The organism is Shewanella sp. 125m-7, assembly GCF_052977045.1.
In genome coordinates this window covers 19,563-39,526 of record NZ_JBRILQ010000003.1, presented here as the reverse complement: position 1 = coordinate 39,526, position 19,964 = coordinate 19,563, and the positions used below count along the sequence as shown (strand labels likewise).

The window sequence follows — 19,964 nt, the reverse complement described above, 5'->3', positions numbered from 1 at the left end:
AAGGATGTCACAATGCGTGCTGGCTTTATACTACTTATGCTACTGGTTACAACGCTTGCTCATGCGACGGTTTATAAGTGGGTCGATGAAAATGGTAAGGTTCATTTCTCTGATGAACCGGTAAAAAATGCTGAAGTGGTCGAATTTAAAGAGAACACTCAAAACAGTCTTAAATTACCAGAAGTCACCGTACTCCCCGGCACGACAAGCGATTCCGAAGCCGTTAAGCCTCTTTATAAAATGAGTATTGCCTCTCCAACTGAAGAAGAGTCTATCCGTAGCAATGATGGCGATATTACCATTATCACCAATATCACTCCGCAGCTCGCAGCAGCACATCAATTAGCGCTCTACATGGACGGCAATCAGATAGGCAGTAAGCAAACCATCGGCATATTTAAGCTGAAAAACATTAATCGTGGTGAACATACCTTTGCTGTTAAGGCTTTCGATCAGAACGGCAAAATAATTGCATCGACTTCTACCAGAACGATATTTCTTCATCGGACGTCGATTTATGGGCCTGCTCGCTTAAAACCTCAGCCTAGAGATAACGGGTAAATACCTTTTAATATAAAAACTTAGGGTTATATTGATTTAGTCTACATTCCGATGAAGTCCAGTTGCAGGGCGCACCACTTTGGTGCACCATAGTGGTGCGTTCAACTGAAATGCCCAAACAGGTGCATGTGCATAATTCGGAGTAGCTGATGGATACAAGTTTATTGCTCAACCATTTAGTAACGGCGGTAATCGTTACCAATGAAGAGCTTGAGTTACTCTACGTGAATGCGGCCGCCGAGCAGTTGCTCGGTGTGGGCAGTAACCGCCTTAGCGAACACCCCTTACCCGAACACTACCAATTGCTGGGTGTCGATCCTCAAGTGCTAAAATTGGCTATTTTCGATGGTCAAGGCCTGAGTATTAATACGGTCTCTTTAGTCACCCTTGATGGTCAGCAACATACGGTCGATGTCACGCTCACGCCACTTGAGCAAGAACAGAACCTTGCTCTGATAGAATTTCGCCAAGTAGATCAACAACGCCGCATCCATCAACAGTTGACCCAAGATGCTCAGCAGCAGGCTGCGCAATATTTAGTGCGAAATCTAGCCCATGAAATCAAGAACCCATTAGGCGGATTACGTGGCGCTGCGCAGTTGCTATCACGCGAGCTAAAAGAGCCTCAACTGAATGAGTTTACCGACATGATTATTGAGCAGGCTGATAGACTGCGTAATCTAGTCGATCGCCTGCTTGGCCCACAAATGCCCACCCAGCATAGCTTGTACAATATCCACGAGGTGATCCAAAAGGTGGTCAAGCTGGTCAATGTCACCTTACCTGACAATATTGAGCTCACTCAGGATTATGACCCTTCGATCCCAGACATTGAAATGGATCCTGATCAGCTGCAACAAGCCATTTTAAATATCGTACAAAATGCCATACAAGCTCTAGAGCCTATGGGTGGCAATATTCGCCTTAAAACTCGCACTCAGCATCAAATTACTATCGGCACACAGCGTCACAAGTTAGTGCTGATGCTATCGGTCATCGACGATGGTCCAGGTATTCAACCAGACCTAATGGATACCCTATTTTACCCTATGGTGACGGGACGAGAACAAGGCTCCGGGCTTGGGCTGTCCATCGCCCATAACTTTGCCCGTTTACACGGTGGTCGAATTGAGTGCGACTCAACCATTGGCCACACCGAATTTACCATTACCTTACCCATCAATAGTTAATAGAGGAAAACACTCAATGACTGAACAAGTTTGGATCCTCGACGACGATAGCTCTATACGTTGGGTATTAGAAAAAGCGTTACAAAGTGCTAAGTTTAGCAGTGCAAGCTTTGCCGCTGCCGAGTCTCTGTGGCAAGCCTTAGAGACGGCGCAACCACAAGTGATTGTGTCAGATATCCGCATGCCAGGTACCGATGGTTTGACTCTGCTGGAGCGATTACAGAATCACTATCCGCATATTCCCGTTATCATCATGACCGCGCATTCCGATCTCGACAGTGCGGTAAGTGCTTATCAGGCTGGTGCATTTGAGTATCTACCTAAGCCTTTTGATATTGATGAGGCCATCTCTTTAGTCGACCGTGCACTCACCCATGCAAAAGAGCAGTCCTCAAGTATCACCGCTGAAGAGCCACTCGTTGCCACGCCTGAAATTATTGGTGAAGCGCCAGCAATGCAGGAAGTCTTTAGAGCCATTGGCCGCCTTTCACGCTCTTCAATTAGCGTATTGATTAATGGCCAATCTGGTACAGGTAAAGAGTTAGTCGCCAGCGCATTGCATAAACATAGCCCACGCAAAGGTAAGCCGTTTATTGCCATCAACATGGCAGCCATCCCTAAAGACTTAATTGAATCTGAGCTATTTGGCCATGAAAAAGGCGCCTTCACGGGGGCTGGTAGCGTTCGTCAAGGCCGTTTCGAGCAAGCAAATGGCGGGACACTCTTCTTAGATGAAATTGGTGATATGCCGCTCGATGTGCAAACACGATTGCTGCGCGTATTAGCTGATGGACAGTTTTACCGTGTTGGCGGCCACTCGCCAGTTAAGGTCGACGTACGCATTATCGCCGCGACACACCAAAACCTTGAGCAGTTAGTTCACCAAGGTGACTTTCGCGAAGACCTGTTTCATCGCTTAAACGTGATCCGCGTACACCTGCCGCCGCTGTCTCAGCGCCGAGAAGACATTCCTCAGCTGACACGTCACTTCTTGATGATTGCCGCCAAAGAGATCGGCGTTGAGCCTAAAGTGCTCACCAAAGAGACCGCGACCAAGCTGTCGCAACTCCCTTGGCCAGGTAACGTGCGCCAACTTGAAAATACCTGCCGCTGGTTAACGGTAATGGCTTCGGGGCAAGAGATCTTGCCACTGGATCTGCCACCAGAGTTACTGCAAGAGCCTAAGCTTAATAACGCACAGAGCAGCGACAGTGATGACTGGCAAGGCGCATTGAAGCTGTTTATCGACCAGCGCTTAAATGATGGCGATAGCGACTTGCTAACCGAAGTGCAGCCCGCATTCGAGCGGATATTACTGGAAACCGCGCTTAAACATACTAATGGCCATAAGCAAGAAGCGGCCAAGCGCTTAGGCTGGGGCCGCAATACCCTAACCCGCAAGCTAAAAGAGCTTGAGATGGATTAACGCCTCCATCAATAACGGCTTGCAACAAAAAGGAGAGCCACAGGATTAATGCCATTCACTTAAGGTGGTTACTCAGAAAAGTCTTATGACTTTGAAAGAAAAGAATGGACCACAGAGGTCACGGAGAGCACGAAGAAAAGCCATCCCGAGCATTTTCTTTTCTTCGTGTCCTCCGTGTAGCAAACGAAGTGAGCGCTTCGTGGTTTATAGCTTGTAAAGCAAAGAACCCCGTTTGTGCTTGGTTCTTAGATTTCTGATTTGTAACTGGTGAGCAAAGCCACCTTCTTCTGAAGGTGAATTCTTTACTTCTAAGCTCGTAGCTATACAGGATCTTGGTGAATAATCACCTCTGACTCCACAAACTCTGCCCGCACCCGCTCGGAGGTCTCCACCGCAATTTTATGGGCCTGATGCAAGCTCAACGTCCCGTCGAGTTCGAGATGAAACTGAATAAACATGGTCTTACCCGACTCACGAGTCCGTAGGTCGTGGATCCCTTTGACTTGAGGATCTTGCTTAGCTAAACGCGTAATTCTCTCCCGAGTCTCATCATCAAGTTCTCTATCTAACAAAGACTGCACCGAACGATAAGCCAGTCCCACTGCTTGCTGACCAATAAACAACGCAATTAATACCGCAAATAAACCATCAGCCCACCACCAGCCATATTGAGATAAAACCAGTGCCAGTAATACCGCCGCGTTTAAGAATAGATCCGACTTATAATGCAGCGCATCGGCTTCAACAACAGTGCTTGAGGTCGCAGCTAAGGCTCTTTTCTGCAGCATAACCAATGCCAGTGTCAGCAAAATTGCGATAACAGAAACAATCACCCCCAACGTGGCGTGCTGCACCTCTACCGGATTAATCAGGCGTTCGCTGCCGTGCAACATCAGAAAGAAAGCTGAACCTAAAATAAAGGCTGATTGCGCTAACGAGGCTAACGGCTCAGCTTTACCATGCCCATAGCGATGATCTTGATCCGCAGGCACGATAGCGTAGCGGATTGCAATAAAGTTAACGATTGATGCAAGCGCGTCAGCAAAGGAGTCGGTCAATGAAGCCAGCATACTGGCGGAACCAGAATACATCCATGCTGCAAGTTTGATGGTAATAAGGGTTAATGCTGTCGCAACGGCTGCGCGGCTGGCCAGCTTAACCCAGAAATCATATTGGGAAGTGTCATTCATAAAATCTGTTTACTGTTCAAGTAAGGGAAACACAGACTTTAAGTTTATAACAACTTGAACAAAAATCGGATGACTTTCCTCAAGTTAATATCGATCGACTCAATAGAAAAAAACTATTGAGTCGATGAGTAAGCAACACAGTTGAGCGACTATCTTTTATGATGCTTAGCAAAACGCTGTTTGAATTTCTCTTGCTGCTCAGGGGTTAGCAACTGGTACGCTTGGTTTTGTAGCTTAAGAATATTGACAGCTTTTTGCTGACGCGCTTCTTGTTTAGCTTCCAATGCCTGCTTCACTTCAGCTTCGTTAAAGCTAGCTGCAGTAATAAAACCTAACATCTGCTGTTTTTGTGCCGCACGCGCCTCTTTAGAAGGACGATTTTGTTTCATCTCGTCACGATGCGCACTAAATAGCGCTTTCATCTCAGTCTTCTGCTCATCGGTTAAGTCCAAACCGCGAAACATCTTGCGCAGGTCGTGATGGCCGCCACGCTCGCTTTGCATCTGGTGATGGCCATTCTTACCATGCCCATCACGTGAGCCATCTTGGTCATCGGCAGCATTGACACCTGCGGTGAGTAGTGCGGTGCTGGCCACTATGGCAAGCAAACCTGCTTTCAATGTATTCTTTTTCATCATGGTAGCCTCATTTAAATTTGCTCAGCACTGCTAAGCTTGATTTGACGCTTATCAGTTTAGTCTACTCAATGTAAGCTTGGGTTTGTACAGCGTAAAGCTCTGTAAAGCTGTTTAAATGAGGCTCAATAATGCCTAGGTTCTCTGTTCTTTACGTTGAATTACACTCCTAAACTGCAATTGACATCAAACAGGGTATACTCGCCATAGTAAGAGTACTTTAGAAGGGTAAATATGAGCCGTATATTATTGATAGATGATGACTTAGGTCTATCTGAATTGCTTGCGCAACTGCTAGAGCTTGAAGGCTTTGAACTGACACTTGCCCACGATGGGCAGTCAGGGTTAGATCTGGCCATAGAGCAACAATTCGACCTTATTTTACTCGATGTAATGCTACCTAAACTCAATGGATTTGAAGTGTTACGTGCGCTGCGCAGCAAGAAACAAACACCGGTGCTGATGCTAACTGCCCGAGGTGATGAAATCGACCGTGTAGTGGGTTTAGAGATCGGTGCCGATGATTACCTGCCTAAGCCATTTAACGACCGTGAACTGGTTGCACGTATTCGTGCCATTATCCGTCGTACTCATATTCAATCAAACGAAGCCCCGCAGACAACACATCAGTACGGCGATATTAATTTAGATCCCGCACGCCAAGAGGTGCACTGCCAAGATCAGCTCATCATTCTCACCGGCACTGAATTTAGCTTACTGTTTGAATTGGTTAAGCATGCCGGAGAACTGGCCAGCAAAGAAGTCTTAAGCGAAAAAGTGCTCGGTAAAAAACTGATGCCTTTTGACCGCAGTTTAGACATGCATCTTTCTAACTTACGCAAGAAGATGCCTGAACGAGACGATGGCCGCCCACGTGTGAAAACGATTCGTGGTAAAGGCTATATCTGGTTACCTTAAATGCAGCTGAGAAAAACCCCCAATAATATATTCGTTAAATTACTACTGGGCTTTTGGCTCTGTAGCTCACTGATCATCGCGCTCATTGGGCTGCTGCCTTTGTTGCAGCAAAACCATGATCAATCAGCACTGCCACCTCCGCTTGAACGTATGCTTGAAAAAAGTGCCGAGCGTATTAGTGCAAATCCGCAGGTTCTGGGCACTGAAAAGCTCAAACATTTAAGCCGCTTTAAAGAGTTTAAAGGCCGGCCGGCCCGCATCTATTTGGTCGATGAGTACGGCAAGGTACTCAATACCCATAAACAATCTCGAGCTTTAAGACGCTTTATGCTGATGGCCGATGAAGCTGGCCATCCGATTAAACACCAATTTAAAGACGAGCTAATTTTCGGCCCCTATAACTTTGACGTTGAGGGCAAGCCTTTCAGCCTATATGGCCGTTTACCAGAACATCATCCACGGCCCTGGTTCTTCTTCTTTATCGATAATAAAATCTTAACCCTTAGCATCGCGATTTTACTATCAGGGTTATTATGTGGCTTATTTGCCTGGCATTTAGGTAAGCCATTACGCTCACTCAAACGCAGTGCTGATGCACTTGCCGGAGGCGATTTAAGTCACCGGGTCGATATGGCAACAGCCCAGCGAAACGATGAAATTGGCCAGCTTGCTCAAGCCTTTAATGGTATGGCCGACTCGGTTGAAAATATGGTTAAGAGCCAACAAAGGTTGATCAGCGATATCTCTCATGAGCTGCGCACACCACTGACAAGGCTAAAATTGTCTTTAGCGCTAAGCCGTAAAAAAGGCCAAGAAACAGCTGAAACCGAGCGGATTGAGTATGAAGCAGATCAACTTGAGCAGATGATTGCCGAGCTGTTAGAGCTGTCTAGAGTCAAGCTTAACGCTAACGAAAATAAGCGCAGCCTTGAGCTTGCTGAAATCTTAAGCCAGGTATTAGACGATGCCGATTTCGAAGCTCAGCAGCAAAAAAAGCAGCTGCATATCGACATAGATGAATCAATTACGCTGCCGCTTTACCCTCGGCCTTTATGCCGAGCGGTTGAGAACTTACTGCGTAACGCCATCCGCTATGCCAACACGCAAGTCTCGATTCAAGCATTTGCCAGTGGCAGCAGCATACAAATTGAGATTATCGATGATGGCCCAGGCATTAGCGACGAAGCCGACTTAGAAGCGATTTTCGAGCCTTTCTACCGTCCACAATCGGCGCGAGACAGGGAATCCGGCGGCTGGGGCTTAGGGCTGGCAATTGCCAAAGCCGCCATTCAAGCCCATCAAGGTAGGATAACGGCTGAAAACCATCAAGCTCACGGATTGAAAATAAGTATTAGCTTGCCTTTTTCAAGTTGAAGTGAATATTGCTTGAGTGCGTTAATTATTTGCCGTTTGATGCCCATCAATTAAGTGGCGGCTTAAACGTAACACTTCTGCTGCCGTTTTACCTAAGGTATAACGGCCTGATAAAGGCTGCTGCTGATTGTAGTTCGCCAGCCAGTGAGTAAACTCATCATTAAGCTGGGCTAAAGATGTCACGTTATGCCTTTTTAAATAAGGCTCAAAGAACTCGTTGTAAGAAAAGGTTTGAAACCTTGCCGCTAGACCATTTACCACAGGACCATTATAGGCACGCATCTGGATATGATTAATCCTATTCTCAATCAGCGCTAGACTAAACTCAGGACTTTTTCTCTCCGAGAACTCACTACCTCTATCGGTCAAGATACTATTAATTTCAATGTTGTTGTCGCGATACCAAGGCAAAACAAACTCTTTTAGAAAGGTAACAACTGCTGTAGAGCTATTATCTTCCATCACAACAGCAATAGCGTACTGACTATAACCATCAACAAAACTATGTAGATATAACTGACCTAATGGCGTAACAAGCCCTAGTTCATAAGTATCCTGCACACAAATATCTCCAGGATAGAGACACTCGAAATTTGGGTCATTAGGGTCTAATTTATAGATCTGCTCTATATGTTGCTGCTCTATCGGCCTTAATAACTGGTCCTGTTTAAGCTTGGTATGTAGAGCCAGCAAGCGGTTCTTCTTTGTTTCTAGATTATGCCTCAACCAGATTGTGCGTACGCCGCTAGCTGAAATACAACAGCCCCTAGCTGTCAGTAGCTCAGCCACTTTAGCTTGACCGTAATTAGGGTAATCTAGTGCAATCTCAATCACCTGCTCTTCAACTTCTTGAGACATTCGGTTTTTAATAGCTGGCTTCTTACGAGACAGGTTTTTTAAGCCTCTTTCACCAACAGCCTCATATTGCTTTTTAAAGCGATAATAACTGTCCCTGCTATAGCCCATAATTTCGCAAGCTTTGCTAATACTTCCTAGCTCTGTCGCTAGCTGAAGTAAGGCTAACTTGCTACGAATTTCATTATTTTTTATGCTCATAGCTTATCTCATTACGCAGAAACTCTAACCAAACACACCATTAGGCGTATAGCCTAACAACCTAAACCAAGTTTCGCCCATAAAAATACTCACAGCCCAACCAATTACTAGCATTGTGAAACCAAATTTAAAGGTATCGCTCAAGCTGTATTGATCTGTTGAATATAGCAACAACGCAGGCTTACTGTTAAATGGCAACACGTATACATGCTCAATCAGCAATGCTACCGGAAGTGCCAAACTCATAATCGAAAAATCAAAGCGCTGTGCAATTCCGATAGCAATTGGCACAAACAGCATGGTTCGCATGGTTTTTGACTGGAATACCAATGAGCTAAATAGCATGGCTCCTGTCAGCAATATATAAAATACACCAAAGGGTGTTGTTTCATCTAAACCAAAATACTCTAGACTGAAGTTTACCGCCAAATTAGGTAAATCTGTTTGCTTAAACCCTGCACCTAAAGTGTAAGCACCTGCAGAGAACAGCAACAGATGCCAAGGTACGTCCACCTGGTTCCAGTTAACCACACCCAGTCTTGGCATTAAGGCTACAATGGCCCCAATAAAGGCAATGGCGGTTGCACTAATACCATGGTACTTATCGGTCGCCCAGAATATTAAGATGGTCACAAAAATCACAAGAGACTTCACTTCTCTAAAAGAAACGGGTCCCATTTTGGCTAATTCACCTTTTAACCGTTCCATACCACCATCAATTTGCGGCAACCGCTCTTCTGGAGCTAGAGGGAAAAAGATTTTAGTCGCAATTAACCAGCCGATGACAATCATACAAACCACAATCGGCAAGGCCACAATCATCCAATCAGCAAAAAAGAAGCTTCCTCCTATTGCCCCCGCAATTAAACTTGCAGCAAGCAAATTAGCACCAGATCCTGTAACAAAGGCGCCAGCACAAAGGTTAATCTGCAACAGATTTTGCAGCACTAAATTTCGACCAAAATTATTCTTATTATTACCGCCTCTTGCGCCATATACCGCAGCGATCACCATAAATATCGGCATCAAAATCGCGGCTTTTGCCGTTGTCGCTGAGATAAATGCCGACAGGGCGAGGTTTATCACCATAAAACTATAAAAAATGGGAGTGGCACTGGTACCAAAACGACAAATAAACCAAAGTGCAAAACGCTTAGCGGCGCCGGAAGAGACCAACATAGACGCCAGAATGAAGGATAAAATATTGAGCCACATAATAGGATGGCCTAACTGAGCATAAGCCACTTTTTCTGGCAATACTCCGGTAAGCACCATGGCAATAATCACCATCAAAGAGGTTAAGTAATTAGGGATAGGTTCGGTAATCCACAAGATCACTGCTGTGCAAAAAATGGCAAACATCGCCTGCCCATGCCAACTAAATAGTACAGCCCCGACTTCTTGAAAATGTTCAGCAGCAGTTTTACTTAAGGTACTTGGATCAAAGTTAACCAAAAATGATGCCGGCTCACTCAGCAGCATATAACTAAATACCGCGAGTGCAATCCAACTTCCCCCCTTAGCAAGCCACAGCTCAAACACGCTTTTACTTCTTATCGGCAGTGTTTCCATTCGATATTGATTCATATCGAGTGGATCGGCACTGTTTACAGCTTCCTCATTTGCCTCTACGCCATCATTGACGGGGGCTTTATGTTCCCGCCCTGCCGACATCTGCAGCGATTCTATTGTATTAACATTTCCTTGAGTCATCTTAACTGTGCCCTTCATTAGGTAGTCGTTACATAGACATTACTCGTAAATGTGTTTACAAAACAGGATCCAGATCAACATACGAGCAACTTAGTTTTTACCAAAATAAATCGCACGAAAAACAGCAAACAAATCCAGTTAATTTTAATCATTTAAATTCAAAAGCTTACAAATGAAAACAAAAACATCAAAAACACATCATGTAAGATTAGGTTGTGACTTTATTAACAAAACTTGATCTTGATCGGTTTTTTTTTTTTAAAAGTGCGTACTGTAAATGACATACCAACCCCAAGAAAAATATCGAGGATCGTTTTATGTCAGAACTAAAAATTGGCGAAGTTTCAAAACCACGTTTCGAATTCCGAACTTTTGGTCAGGACTTCACTGAAGCTTCAACACGTATGGCACGCCTTTCTGTTCCTGTACCTGAAAAGGTTTGGCATAGACAAAGCGACGAAATCTATATCATGTCTCGTACTAATGATCTCAATAACACCAAGATTCGAGATGGAAAAATGGACGTAAAGTCTTACGTACAAACCGTTGATGGTTTAGAGCAGTGGGATCCTAAGTTAAAAGCAGAGTTCCCTATCAGTGCAGCTCAACTGCTAGAAGAGATCTTTCCCGCATTTATGGTTGAACAACCAGCGCTAAACAAAGAGCAATATAGCTTTGAAGAATTTCTCGACCTCATCAATGACCACCCAGATCTACAAGCAGTGAAAATCCACAAAGAACGCTATGGCTATATGGTGAATGACACCATTTGTGAAGTCGCAAACGTGCTCGTTAACGGGGCGCGAATCGTCAGCGTGAATAGTGAGTCAACCGAGCTCGAAGACATTCAGCGTACTATCAAGGATCTCAAGTTAGAAGGTGTTGAAAACATCAATTATCTGCAAGCAATTAAGCGTGTCATCGGCATGAAAAACTTACCATTAGCAAACTAATTAGGGACTTAATCATGGCACAAGAAATCGAACGTAAATATCTAGTCAACAGCGATGAGTTCAAGCAGCAAACAGCCCGCTCGGTAAGAATTACTCAAGGTTACTTGAGCAGTGTTCCGGAAAGAACGGTAAGAGTACGCGTCAAAGGAGACAAAGGGTTTTTAACCATTAAAGGTATAGGCAACGAATCGGGAGCCTCTCGATATGAGTGGGAAAATGAAATCCCGTTACAGGAAGCTAAAGAACTACTAGAAATCTGTGAGCCTGGCGTGATTGATAAAACTCGTTACCTAGTCGAGCATGGCAATCACATCTTCGAAGTTGATGAGTTTTATCAGAGCAACCAAGGGCTTACTGTCGCAGAAGTCGAGCTAACTGAAGAATCTGAAACGGTTAATAAGCCAAGCTGGTTAGGTGAAGAGGTTACCGGGGATCCCCGTTACTATAACTCGATGCTTATGAAGCAGCCTTATACCACTTGGTAACAGATAAGCACATGCTGTCGCTATCGATCGTAGACCAATACCACTTAAAGATAAAAGTGGAAATTGACGCCCAAATAAAAAGTGCCAAGGTACAAGTTTATTACTTTTACCCAGCTCCTTTAAGCGATCATAGCGACATATTTTCTCCCACTTTTTTTTACCAAAACCTACTGCAGAAACAATCCCTAGTTCGAGTAGAATCCGTCAGCATTGAAATCATTAAAAACGACCTCTTACTGTTGCGACAATATGCTTATGCCAAGGCACAAGATAACGCTAAAAAATATGTTACTGCACTGTCTAATTTTGTGACTGGAATAAATCAAATACTGCTTACTGCTGAGCCCCAGCAACTCACAGTAGTGGCTGAGCTAATCGAGTCATTTCAAGGTATTCATGACAAAGAAAGTCAGCTAACTCACCATAAATTATATCTACTTGCTAACCATCAATTAGTTTATTACTTCAACCAAGCTTTATTAAAGAGTAAATCTCAGAAGCCTAAGCCTGAACAAGTCAATATCGACCCATTGCTCGCCAAGATTAAACAGTATGCTGACACTCAAAATTTAAAGCTAACCAGTCGTAGTGATGATGATAGAGAAAAGCTACTACGCCGCTTACATATGGGGCGACGCATCATTAATACTCCTTACAAAGTGAAACGAAAAAAGCTCCAAGATGGAGCGGTTGCCGAACAGCTTATTTTTGGCCTCGCCGCAGCGTTAGCCATGGCATTTGCCACTGGCATTGCCTTTGCGACCCAAAAAGCATTCGGCAACTTTTCAACACCCTTTTTTATCTCGTTAGTACTTTCATATATTTTTAAAGACCGCATTAAAGAGCTAGGGCGTAACTATTTAATGGAAAAGTTTTTCTCCCACTTTTTCCAACATCACTATCGCTTTCATGCCAATGATGGCACCCGAATTATTGACATCAAAGAAACCTATTACCGGCAACAACAGCAACAGCTGAGTGATTCGATTGTCACTATTCTCAAGCGTGTTAATCATTCAGAAAGAGATCGACTGGATGTTGCCTTTGTTCATCAGCGAAGTTACCTCTCCCCAACAACAAATAATGAACAAAAAAAGTTTTTAGATGAACTGACAGTCAACCTAAGTAAATCCTTACGCCTTCTACCTAAAGTTATTAGTCCACACTGGTATGAGAGTGAGTCTCAAATCAAGCAAACAAAAGTCCATAAAGTACACACCATACATCTGGTGATAGCGCTGCAGCATAACGGTGAAGTGCACCACTACCACTATAAACTTTACGTGAGTCGTAAAGGAATTCATAAGATTGAAAATAAACAGTAAAAGCAGCGCCTTACGCTGGGACCAAAAGTAGGGGCAGTGCATAAGTAATTAGCTTTCTGCCCTTGACCTATCAAGCTTTAGCGGGATAAAAACGGATCAGCTTTGGCTAGAGTTATCACATATTTCACGCCAAGCAAAACGCAACATAAACCCAACATACACACAAAAACAGATCAACATCAACAAAACGACAATTCAAAACGATTTGTACGATTTAGTTGCAATTAGTTGACATTGATCATGTTTTTATTCACATACAAGGCATACCCTTAACACATCGAAATTTTATAAATGTTAAACACCAAGCGAATACAATAAGAAGTTACAGAAGGAAGAGTATTATGAACAATAACAAGATGTTTCCAAGCTCACCTATTGCGCTAGCAATTTCCGCATCGATCTTATGTTTTTCATCTGCTGTTATGGCATCTGAAACAGATAAAGTGATGGAACTTGAAGAGCGACTAAACGCACTTGAAATGGAGTTAATTGAAGCAAAAGATGCTGCAAATCAAGTTGACCGCGTAAAGTTCTCTAAAGATTCTCCAAGCCCTGAACTTATCTCAAAAGATGGCCGTTCAACCATGGAGTTTAAAGCACGTATTCAAGCCGACTACGTAAAAGCTGATGGCTTATATGATACTGATGGTGAGTATAATGATAAGTTCACCGATGCCAGCATTCGTCGTTTACGCTTTGGTATTGAAGGCTATTTCTCTAATGTTTGGGAATATGAGCTAGAGTTCGACTTTGACGGACTCACCGAAGTTGAAGTAAAAGATGCAAACGTGGTCTATAAGGGGTGGGACGATTCAAGTCTTAAGCTTGGTTTTCAAAAGTATGCATTCGGTATGGAAGCCACAGGTAGTTCAGCCCACCTCGCCTTCTTAGAACGTGCCGCTACAGATGTATTTGCACCAGACCGTGCACTTGGTGTTCAATGGCGCTATGTCGGCAACAATTATAATTTACATGTAGGCTACGGCATCACCACTGAAAATGAGTTTTTCTCTACCGAAGATCAAAGTCATGCAGAGATGAATGTCTTCAATGCACGCTTCACAATGGCACCTATTGACCGTAATGGCCACCTACTTCACATAGGTGCAAGTGGACTCTACATTGACTTAAATGATGATGCTGAAAAAGCCTTACGCTATCGTGCACGCCCCAATACCAAGCCATCAGAACGCATTATTAATACTGGCAAAATCAAGTCTCAATCAGGTACTCACTACGGTGCCGAGCTCGCTTATCAGTACCGCAACTTCCTATTTCAGTCTGAATATGTAGGTGCATCAATTGACCAAACTGCAGATCCAAAAGCCAATGTCGACGCTTACTACGTCCAAGCCGTTTACACCATTACCGGTGAACAGTGGCGCTACAGTGGCAAAAAAGGCACCTTTAAAGGCGTGCAACCTTCAAATCCTATCTCTGCTGGCGGCTGGGGGGCTTGGGAAGTCGCAGCACGATATGACTACGCTAACTTTGATGACGTAGATGCTGGTATCGAAGGAGGCCAAAAAACTGACTACGTGTTTGGTATTAATTGGTACTTAGAAGACAACCTTAAAGCCCAGTTTAACTATGTCCATACTCAAGCTGAATATGTAGCGCCATATACTGATATCAATGGCGTAGTGCTGTACGATCAAGACGCCAATATTATCCAAGCTCGCCTACAGTTTGCATTTTAAAGGGAGGAACAGTAATGAGAAATAATTTACTACTGATTGGTGCTATTAACTTATGCCTTAGCGGCAGCGCCTACGCTCTATCACCGGATGCATTTACATCGCTGGAGTACCACGTTAATACTGGTGTTGGCACAACGATGCCTTACGCCGCCAACAAACAAACCGAAGCATTTAAAAAGACTTTTAACTTTGTTGATTTGGATGATGATATCTCGGTGAAGTTAGTGACTTACATCGATACGGCCGACAGAGCATTTAAGGCTGACAACATACAAATCCGAGTCAGAGAGCACGTAACTAAGCCTCGTAAAAGCAAGATTACAGTCAAGTTAAGAGCGCCTAACCCAGAGGCATTCGGTGAGCTAAGTAATTACAAGAAAGCTGAAATCGACTTTACCAAAGATAAGTCAGCTTACAGTGTTAGTTATGATATTCCCTACTCACCCGCTGATATTGATGTAAAAAATGTCGACATGGACGCTGTGTTTAAGGTGTTAAAAAGAAACGCTACGGCATGGGAAATTGTTGAACCCATCTATCAAGACCACAAGCAGCAATTAAAGCAGACTTTGGTGATGAGAACTCACGGCTGGGAAGGTAACTTAAAAGATCCTCGCTTTGATAACTTGGAAATAGATTTCCAATTGTGGACGCCTTATTACCGCAAGCCAAGGATCACTTTCACTGAGTTTTCATTCAAGGGTCACTCAAGTGATAAAACACACCTTGAACAAGCTTATAACTACCTCTCTGAGGAGGTAAAGAAAGTTAACTTACCAAGTGAGAATCAAGGCTCCAAGACCACTGCAACCTTTAAGATGTCAAAAGGGTTTAACTAAACCCTAAATCAGGCCAGATACGACTAAACCGCTCCCTTAGTAGTATCTGGTCTCCCCCTCGCGTCACCTACAAAGCCCTCTAATAACAATAAGGAGATCCCATGTTTGGTTTTTCTCGGCTCACTACGCTTCTTTCCCAGAGCGAATCAACAGAAACTAAAGTTTATCTCTTCTTCGATCAGGTAACCCTTTCACATCATAAATCCATGCAGATGTGGAAAAACTATTTAACCTATGGTCCTAAAAGTACTGAATTTGAAACAGCATTAGCAGAACTTCAAAGTATTGAGCACCATGCTGACCTGCTAAAAAGAGAGATTGAACAAACTCTATATCGTAAAACCCTAATCCCTGATTTACGCTCCGATGTCGCTTCCTTGATTGATTTAACCGACCGCCTAATCAACAAACAAGAAACCATTGGCTTACACCTAAAGATTGAACAGCCACTTATTCCTCAAGAGATAGAGAAAGAGCTACTTAATTTCCTCGCTATCGTAGGCGAAACCATAGACCACACACTGCTGTGCGCTAAAAGCTTTTTCACCGATCTACAGCGAGTGCAGGAGTATCATACCAAGGTCATTGCGTTCGAAAGTGAAGCCGATCGCTTGTGTACGCGAACCAAAGTACTTCTATTTGAAACCGAGCAACCTTTAGTCAACAAGATACAACTACGTTATTTCTGTGACCGCATCGATCAAGTGGCTAATTTGGCGGAAGATATCAGCGACCGTATTGCGATCTACACCCTTAAACGCGTTCAATAGGAGTTAAAGGTATGGATATCGCAATATGGATTTTTCTCTCTAGTGGTTTATTTCTCGGTTGGTCTTTAGGTGCCAATGATGCCGCCAACGTATTTGGCACAGCCGTTGGTTCAAAGATGGTCAAGTTCTCAACGGCTGCAGTTATCTGCTCTGTTATGGTTATTCTCGGTGCGGTGATCAGTGGAGCGGGCGCTTCACATACGCTAGGTGCCTTAGGCAAAGTATCAGCGCTTGGCGGCGCATTTACTGTCGCCCTCTCTGCGGCAACCACTGTGTACTTTATGACAAAGTCCGGTTTACCTGTCTCTACAGGGCAAGCCATTGTCGGTGCTATCATCGGCTGGAACTTATTTAGTGGTATGGAAACAGATCCTGACACACTAACAAAAATTTTAAGTACGTGGGTACTATGCCCAATACTCGCTGCAATTACTGCCGTTATCCTTTTCAAGTGTGTATCGGCCGCGATTAAACGCATCCGCCCTGGGCTATTTCAATTAGATAACTGGACCCGGATCGGGCTCATTGTCGCTGGAGCCTTTGGTTCATATAGCTTAGGAGCAAACAATATTGCCAATGTGATGGGGGTATTTGTACTGAGCACTCCTATCGATCCAATGGACCTGTTTGGCATCTCATTTAGCCCCTCGATGCAGCTGTTCTTTATTGGTTCGGTCGCTATCAGCATAGGTGTATTTACTTACTCAAAAAAAGTCATGCTCACCGTCGGTGACAACCTGATTGCAATGACCCCAATCACCGCTTGGGTCGTGGTTATGGCTCACTCTATCGTGCTATTTATTTTCTCGTCTCAAAGCTTGTCAAACGCTTTTGTCAGCATAGGTTTACCCGCGATTCCCCTAGTGCCAGTATCTAGCTCTCAAGCGGTTATAGGTGCGGTTATCGGTATCGCACTACTAAAACGTTTACCCATTCAGTGGAAAGTGCTTCTAAAAATTATTGTGGGCTGGATGATCACCCCAATCATGTCAGCAATTGCTTGTTTTATTGGGTTATTTATTATTCAGAACCTCTTTAATCAGGTTGTTATATAAGCTAAATTTAGCACTTCGAATACGAAATAAGCAGGAAGACTTATGAAGTTACGCCTTAGATTCAACATACTTCTTATACCAATGGTGGCAGCCGGTTTCATCGCAATCGCCTTTGCAACGATTCATATAAGCCTGAACGCCTTAGAACAAGCATCAACAAACACCATTAAAAGTAACGGTGCATTACTGCAAAAAAATATCGAAACCTGGGTAAGCAGTCAGCTCGCGACTATAAATGCATTATCAAATAGCCCGTTTATCTCTATGGCACTAGATGAGCCTTCACTTCGCCAAGCAGCCTCTGAACATTTACAAGCCATAGGTGAGCAGGTGGGGGCTCGTAACGTCGCACTACTTGATGGGCAACATATTGCCATTGCCGTAAGCAACCCTAAACGTTTAGGTAAAAGCTATTCAAAAATGAGTTATATAGCCCTAGCCAATAAAAATAGCCAAGCGGTCATATCGGACCCTGTAAGAAGTCGTGTTGATGGCAAGTTATTAGTCACCATTGCAGCAAAGGTTGCTCCTAACGGCTTAATTTTTATGAGCGTTCCCCTAGATAATTTCTATCGCGACCATGTCGATATCGGTAACATCGACAGTGACAGCAACTCGTTTATTTTATCGCGGGAATGCCAACTCATCGCACATAGAGCTGTAAACTCTCTTACAGAAGGCCAGCATAGTTTTACCAATTTATGTAAAACGAATAATCAGCTCATCGAATTTACAGAACAAGGAGAAAATTACTTAGGCTGGGTAAAACAGGATCCTGTTAGTGGCTGGAAAGTGATTAGTGCTGTGAAAGAGCAGGCTATTAAAGCGAATCAAAGCAAGTTGATCGTCATAAGCAGTATTGTTGCTATAGCGGCTATTATCATTATTTCGCTATTAATTTTTAAACTCGTCAACCTAATAACCCAAGGTCTAGGCACTGTCTCCACAGCCATTACCGATCTTTCAGTGGGGGATATTGAATTAAGCCATTTAGATCGCGGTGCCTGGCAGCGGTTACTCCACAGAAAAGATGAATTGGGTCACATTGCCAATGCGCTATCTAACTTAATCGATAATCAACGCCAGCAAGTCAATACGGCTGAAACCATCGCTCAAGGTGACCTCTCTTGCCAAGTCACATTAGCCGGAGAGAAAGACCTACTTGGGCATGCATTAACCAAAATGCTCAACCACCTTTCCACTCTCGTGCACTCTGTGAAAACCTGTTCTGATGCGATTCAGCAAACCTCTACTGCACTAAGCGCAGATGGCGCCTTGCTGTCAAAAGGCTCCAGTCATCAGCTAAGCCTAGTTTCATCTATGAGCTCGGCTCTACATGAAATTGAAAGCCAAACCCAAATCACCGCTGGCTCATCAGATAGTATGAATTCGCAAGGAGTCGAGACCCTCAAGCAAGCGAATGCTGGCCATGAACAGATGCAGTCACTACTTGTCTCACTCGAGAGCATTAATCATTCAGGCAGTGAAATCGCCAGTATCATGAATGAGATCACCAATATCGCCGAACAGACCAACTTAATCGCCCTTAATGCAGCAATTGAAGCCGCCCGAGCTGGTGAGTTTGGCCGCGGATTCTCTGTAGTCGCTGATGAAGTTCGTAGCCTAGCTAACCGCACTGCAACGGCGGCGTCTAGAACCATAAAGCTGGTCGATAACTCACTAGAAAAGATGTCACAAGGTAACGATATTGCAGAAAAAACCGAAGCAAAGTTCGATCATATTATGAGACAGATGAATGACTCAACTAGGCAGCTTGCTTCTATTGCCTCTGGCAGCAAAGAGCAAGCCGATGCCACCTCTGAGCTCACTCACAACCTCGCCCAGATAGAAGTAGTCAGCCTAGATTTAACTACAGTTTCAGATAAAGTCGCAGAGCAATCATCCCAGCTTAACCAGCTAAGCACACAACTCACTGATGACTGTAAAAAGTTTACCCTTTGAGACTAAAAGCCTCTAAAATTTAGCCGCGGCAAACCATGCTTAAGCAGCGTTTGCCGCAGGTTCGAGTTTGACCAACCAGCTTGCGTAATCTGTCTGTTTAGGAATACGCTTATCTGAGTGTCCCATCAACTGCGCAAGGGCATAGCTAAATTGATAGTACAAACCTGCGTCATCATATTGTTTGCCCGTATCGTCGCAGTTGATTTGAGCGCCGCGCAGATAGTTGGCAACCAGCTCTGCGCGGTTAAAGCCCTCGACGACGCCGACAGCTTTAATTAACTCATTATTCCATTGAATATACTCGCCATACACTTGCTTAAATGCAGCACGGTTGTCGTCAGTTACCTGCTCTAGCAGATTGTTATTGCTCATCTGTCATCACCCTATTAGTTTTATTAGACGCAATAATCATAGGGCTGGAACCCGTTCCAAAACGGGAGTTGAGCAAGGCTTTATTTAAAACAAGAAAATAACATTTATAAACTCAAAGCTAGATCTAATGTTTGAGCCTTTTACTACTTTAGGGGTGTTTTGGAACTCGTTCCAAACCCTGAGCAATCGCAAGATATCAAAAAACAAAGCCAATATAGCTCTGACTTAACACTATTTTATTTGATTTATGACCATCACTGAACTTTAGCGATTATTGAGCCTTGAACAGCACTTGCCATAACCTAAGCATGCGTTAAATCTTTGTAAGCAACAAGCTGATATTTCACCTCAAATCAGAGTGTTCACCAGCATTTGAGGATATTATTTTCCGCCTATTCACTTCTATGCCATCATTAGGATTGAGTGCATTAAACTATCAA

Annotated in this window: 18 protein-coding genes; 13 read left to right on the top strand and 5 right to left on the bottom strand. The window is 43.9% G+C overall.

Going from position 1 to position 19,964, the window contains the following annotated elements:
- The first annotated feature begins 12 nt into the window (after positions 1–12).
- From ACVBIL_RS01955 to glnG, 3 genes are all read left to right on the top strand, one after another.
- Complete coding sequence (locus ACVBIL_RS01955; RefSeq protein ID WP_447165309.1) at positions 13–561, top strand: DUF4124 domain-containing protein; 549 nt, start codon at positions 13–15, stop codon at positions 559–561.
- A 149-nt stretch (positions 562–710) separates the two neighbouring features.
- Positions 711–1,751, top strand: coding sequence for a nitrogen regulation protein NR(II) (gene glnL / locus ACVBIL_RS01950; RefSeq protein ID WP_447165308.1), 1,041 nt, complete (start codon positions 711–713; stop codon positions 1,749–1,751).
- 16 nt (positions 1,752–1,767) lie between these two features.
- Positions 1,768–3,177, top strand: a complete 1,410-nt coding sequence (gene glnG / locus ACVBIL_RS01945; RefSeq protein ID WP_447165307.1) for a nitrogen regulation protein NR(I) — start codon at positions 1,768–1,770, stop codon at positions 3,175–3,177.
- 320 nt (positions 3,178–3,497) lie between these two features.
- Here glnG and fieF read toward each other — a convergent pair whose 3' ends face one another.
- Together fieF and ACVBIL_RS01935 are read right to left on the bottom strand one after the other, a co-directional pair.
- Complete coding sequence (fieF, locus tag ACVBIL_RS01940) at positions 3,498–4,367, bottom strand: cation efflux pump FieF (protein WP_447165306.1); 870 nt, start codon at positions 4,365–4,367, stop codon at positions 3,498–3,500.
- 149 nt (positions 4,368–4,516) lie between these two features.
- On the bottom strand, positions 4,517–5,005 hold the full coding sequence (locus ACVBIL_RS01935; RefSeq protein WP_447165305.1) for a Spy/CpxP family protein refolding chaperone: 489 nt from the start codon (positions 5,003–5,005) through the stop codon (positions 4,517–4,519).
- A 231-nt stretch (positions 5,006–5,236) separates the two neighbouring features.
- Between ACVBIL_RS01935 and ACVBIL_RS01930 the strand changes: the two genes are divergently transcribed.
- Both ACVBIL_RS01930 and ACVBIL_RS01925 read left to right on the top strand, forming a co-directional pair.
- Positions 5,237–5,920, top strand: a complete 684-nt coding sequence (locus tag ACVBIL_RS01930; protein ID WP_447163500.1) for a response regulator — start codon at positions 5,237–5,239, stop codon at positions 5,918–5,920.
- Complete coding sequence (locus ACVBIL_RS01925; protein WP_447165304.1) at positions 5,921–7,294, top strand: ATP-binding protein; 1,374 nt, start codon at positions 5,921–5,923, stop codon at positions 7,292–7,294. It abuts the gene before it with no gap.
- A 21-nt stretch (positions 7,295–7,315) separates the two neighbouring features.
- Here the strand turns inward: ACVBIL_RS01925 and ACVBIL_RS01920 are convergent, their stop codons facing one another.
- Positions 7,316–8,350, bottom strand: a complete 1,035-nt coding sequence (locus ACVBIL_RS01920) for a helix-turn-helix domain-containing protein (protein ID WP_447165303.1) — start codon at positions 8,348–8,350, stop codon at positions 7,316–7,318.
- Positions 8,351–8,374: 24 nt separating this feature from the next.
- A complete protein-coding gene (locus tag ACVBIL_RS01915) occupies positions 8,375–10,063 on the bottom strand; it encodes an SLC13 family permease (RefSeq protein WP_447165302.1) in 1,689 nt (562 codons plus the stop codon).
- Positions 10,064–10,380: 317 nt separating this feature from the next.
- Here ACVBIL_RS01915 and ACVBIL_RS01910 point away from each other — a divergent pair, with 317 nt between their 5' ends.
- From ACVBIL_RS01910 to ACVBIL_RS01875, 8 genes are all read left to right on the top strand, one after another.
- Positions 10,381–11,016 (top strand): hypothetical protein, encoded by a 636-nt coding sequence (locus tag ACVBIL_RS01910; protein WP_447165301.1) that lies wholly within the window; start codon positions 10,381–10,383, stop codon positions 11,014–11,016.
- A 14-nt stretch (positions 11,017–11,030) separates the two neighbouring features.
- Positions 11,031–11,501, top strand: a complete 471-nt coding sequence (locus tag ACVBIL_RS01905; RefSeq protein ID WP_447165300.1) for a CYTH domain-containing protein — start codon at positions 11,031–11,033, stop codon at positions 11,499–11,501.
- Positions 11,502–11,557: 56 nt separating this feature from the next.
- Positions 11,558–12,826 carry a hypothetical protein gene (locus tag ACVBIL_RS01900; protein ID WP_447165299.1) on the top strand — a complete coding sequence of 423 codons (1,269 nt, stop codon included), beginning with the start codon at positions 11,558–11,560 and terminating at the stop codon, positions 12,824–12,826.
- 341 nt (positions 12,827–13,167) lie between these two features.
- Positions 13,168–14,526: an OprO/OprP family phosphate-selective porin gene (locus ACVBIL_RS01895; RefSeq protein ID WP_447165298.1), complete on the top strand. Its 1,359-nt coding sequence runs from the start codon at positions 13,168–13,170 to the stop codon at positions 14,524–14,526.
- Positions 14,527–14,540: 14 nt separating this feature from the next.
- On the top strand, positions 14,541–15,365 hold the full coding sequence (locus ACVBIL_RS01890) for a hypothetical protein (protein WP_447165297.1): 825 nt from the start codon (positions 14,541–14,543) through the stop codon (positions 15,363–15,365).
- Between the two features lie 101 nt (positions 15,366–15,466).
- On the top strand, positions 15,467–16,135 hold the full coding sequence (locus tag ACVBIL_RS01885; protein ID WP_447165296.1) for a DUF47 domain-containing protein: 669 nt from the start codon (positions 15,467–15,469) through the stop codon (positions 16,133–16,135).
- A gap of 11 nt (positions 16,136–16,146) precedes the next feature.
- Positions 16,147–17,190: an inorganic phosphate transporter gene (locus ACVBIL_RS01880; RefSeq protein WP_447165295.1), complete on the top strand. Its 1,044-nt coding sequence runs from the start codon at positions 16,147–16,149 to the stop codon at positions 17,188–17,190.
- 42 nt (positions 17,191–17,232) lie between these two features.
- The gene (locus ACVBIL_RS01875) at positions 17,233–19,152 is read left to right on the top strand and encodes a methyl-accepting chemotaxis protein (protein WP_447165294.1); all 1,920 of its coding nucleotides are present in this window, start codon (positions 17,233–17,235) and stop codon (positions 19,150–19,152) included.
- 39 nt (positions 19,153–19,191) lie between these two features.
- Here the strand turns inward: ACVBIL_RS01875 and ACVBIL_RS01870 are convergent, their stop codons facing one another.
- The gene (locus ACVBIL_RS01870) at positions 19,192–19,524 is read right to left on the bottom strand and encodes a hypothetical protein (RefSeq protein WP_447165293.1); all 333 of its coding nucleotides are present in this window, start codon (positions 19,522–19,524) and stop codon (positions 19,192–19,194) included.
- Positions 19,525–19,964: the final 440 nt, after the last annotated feature.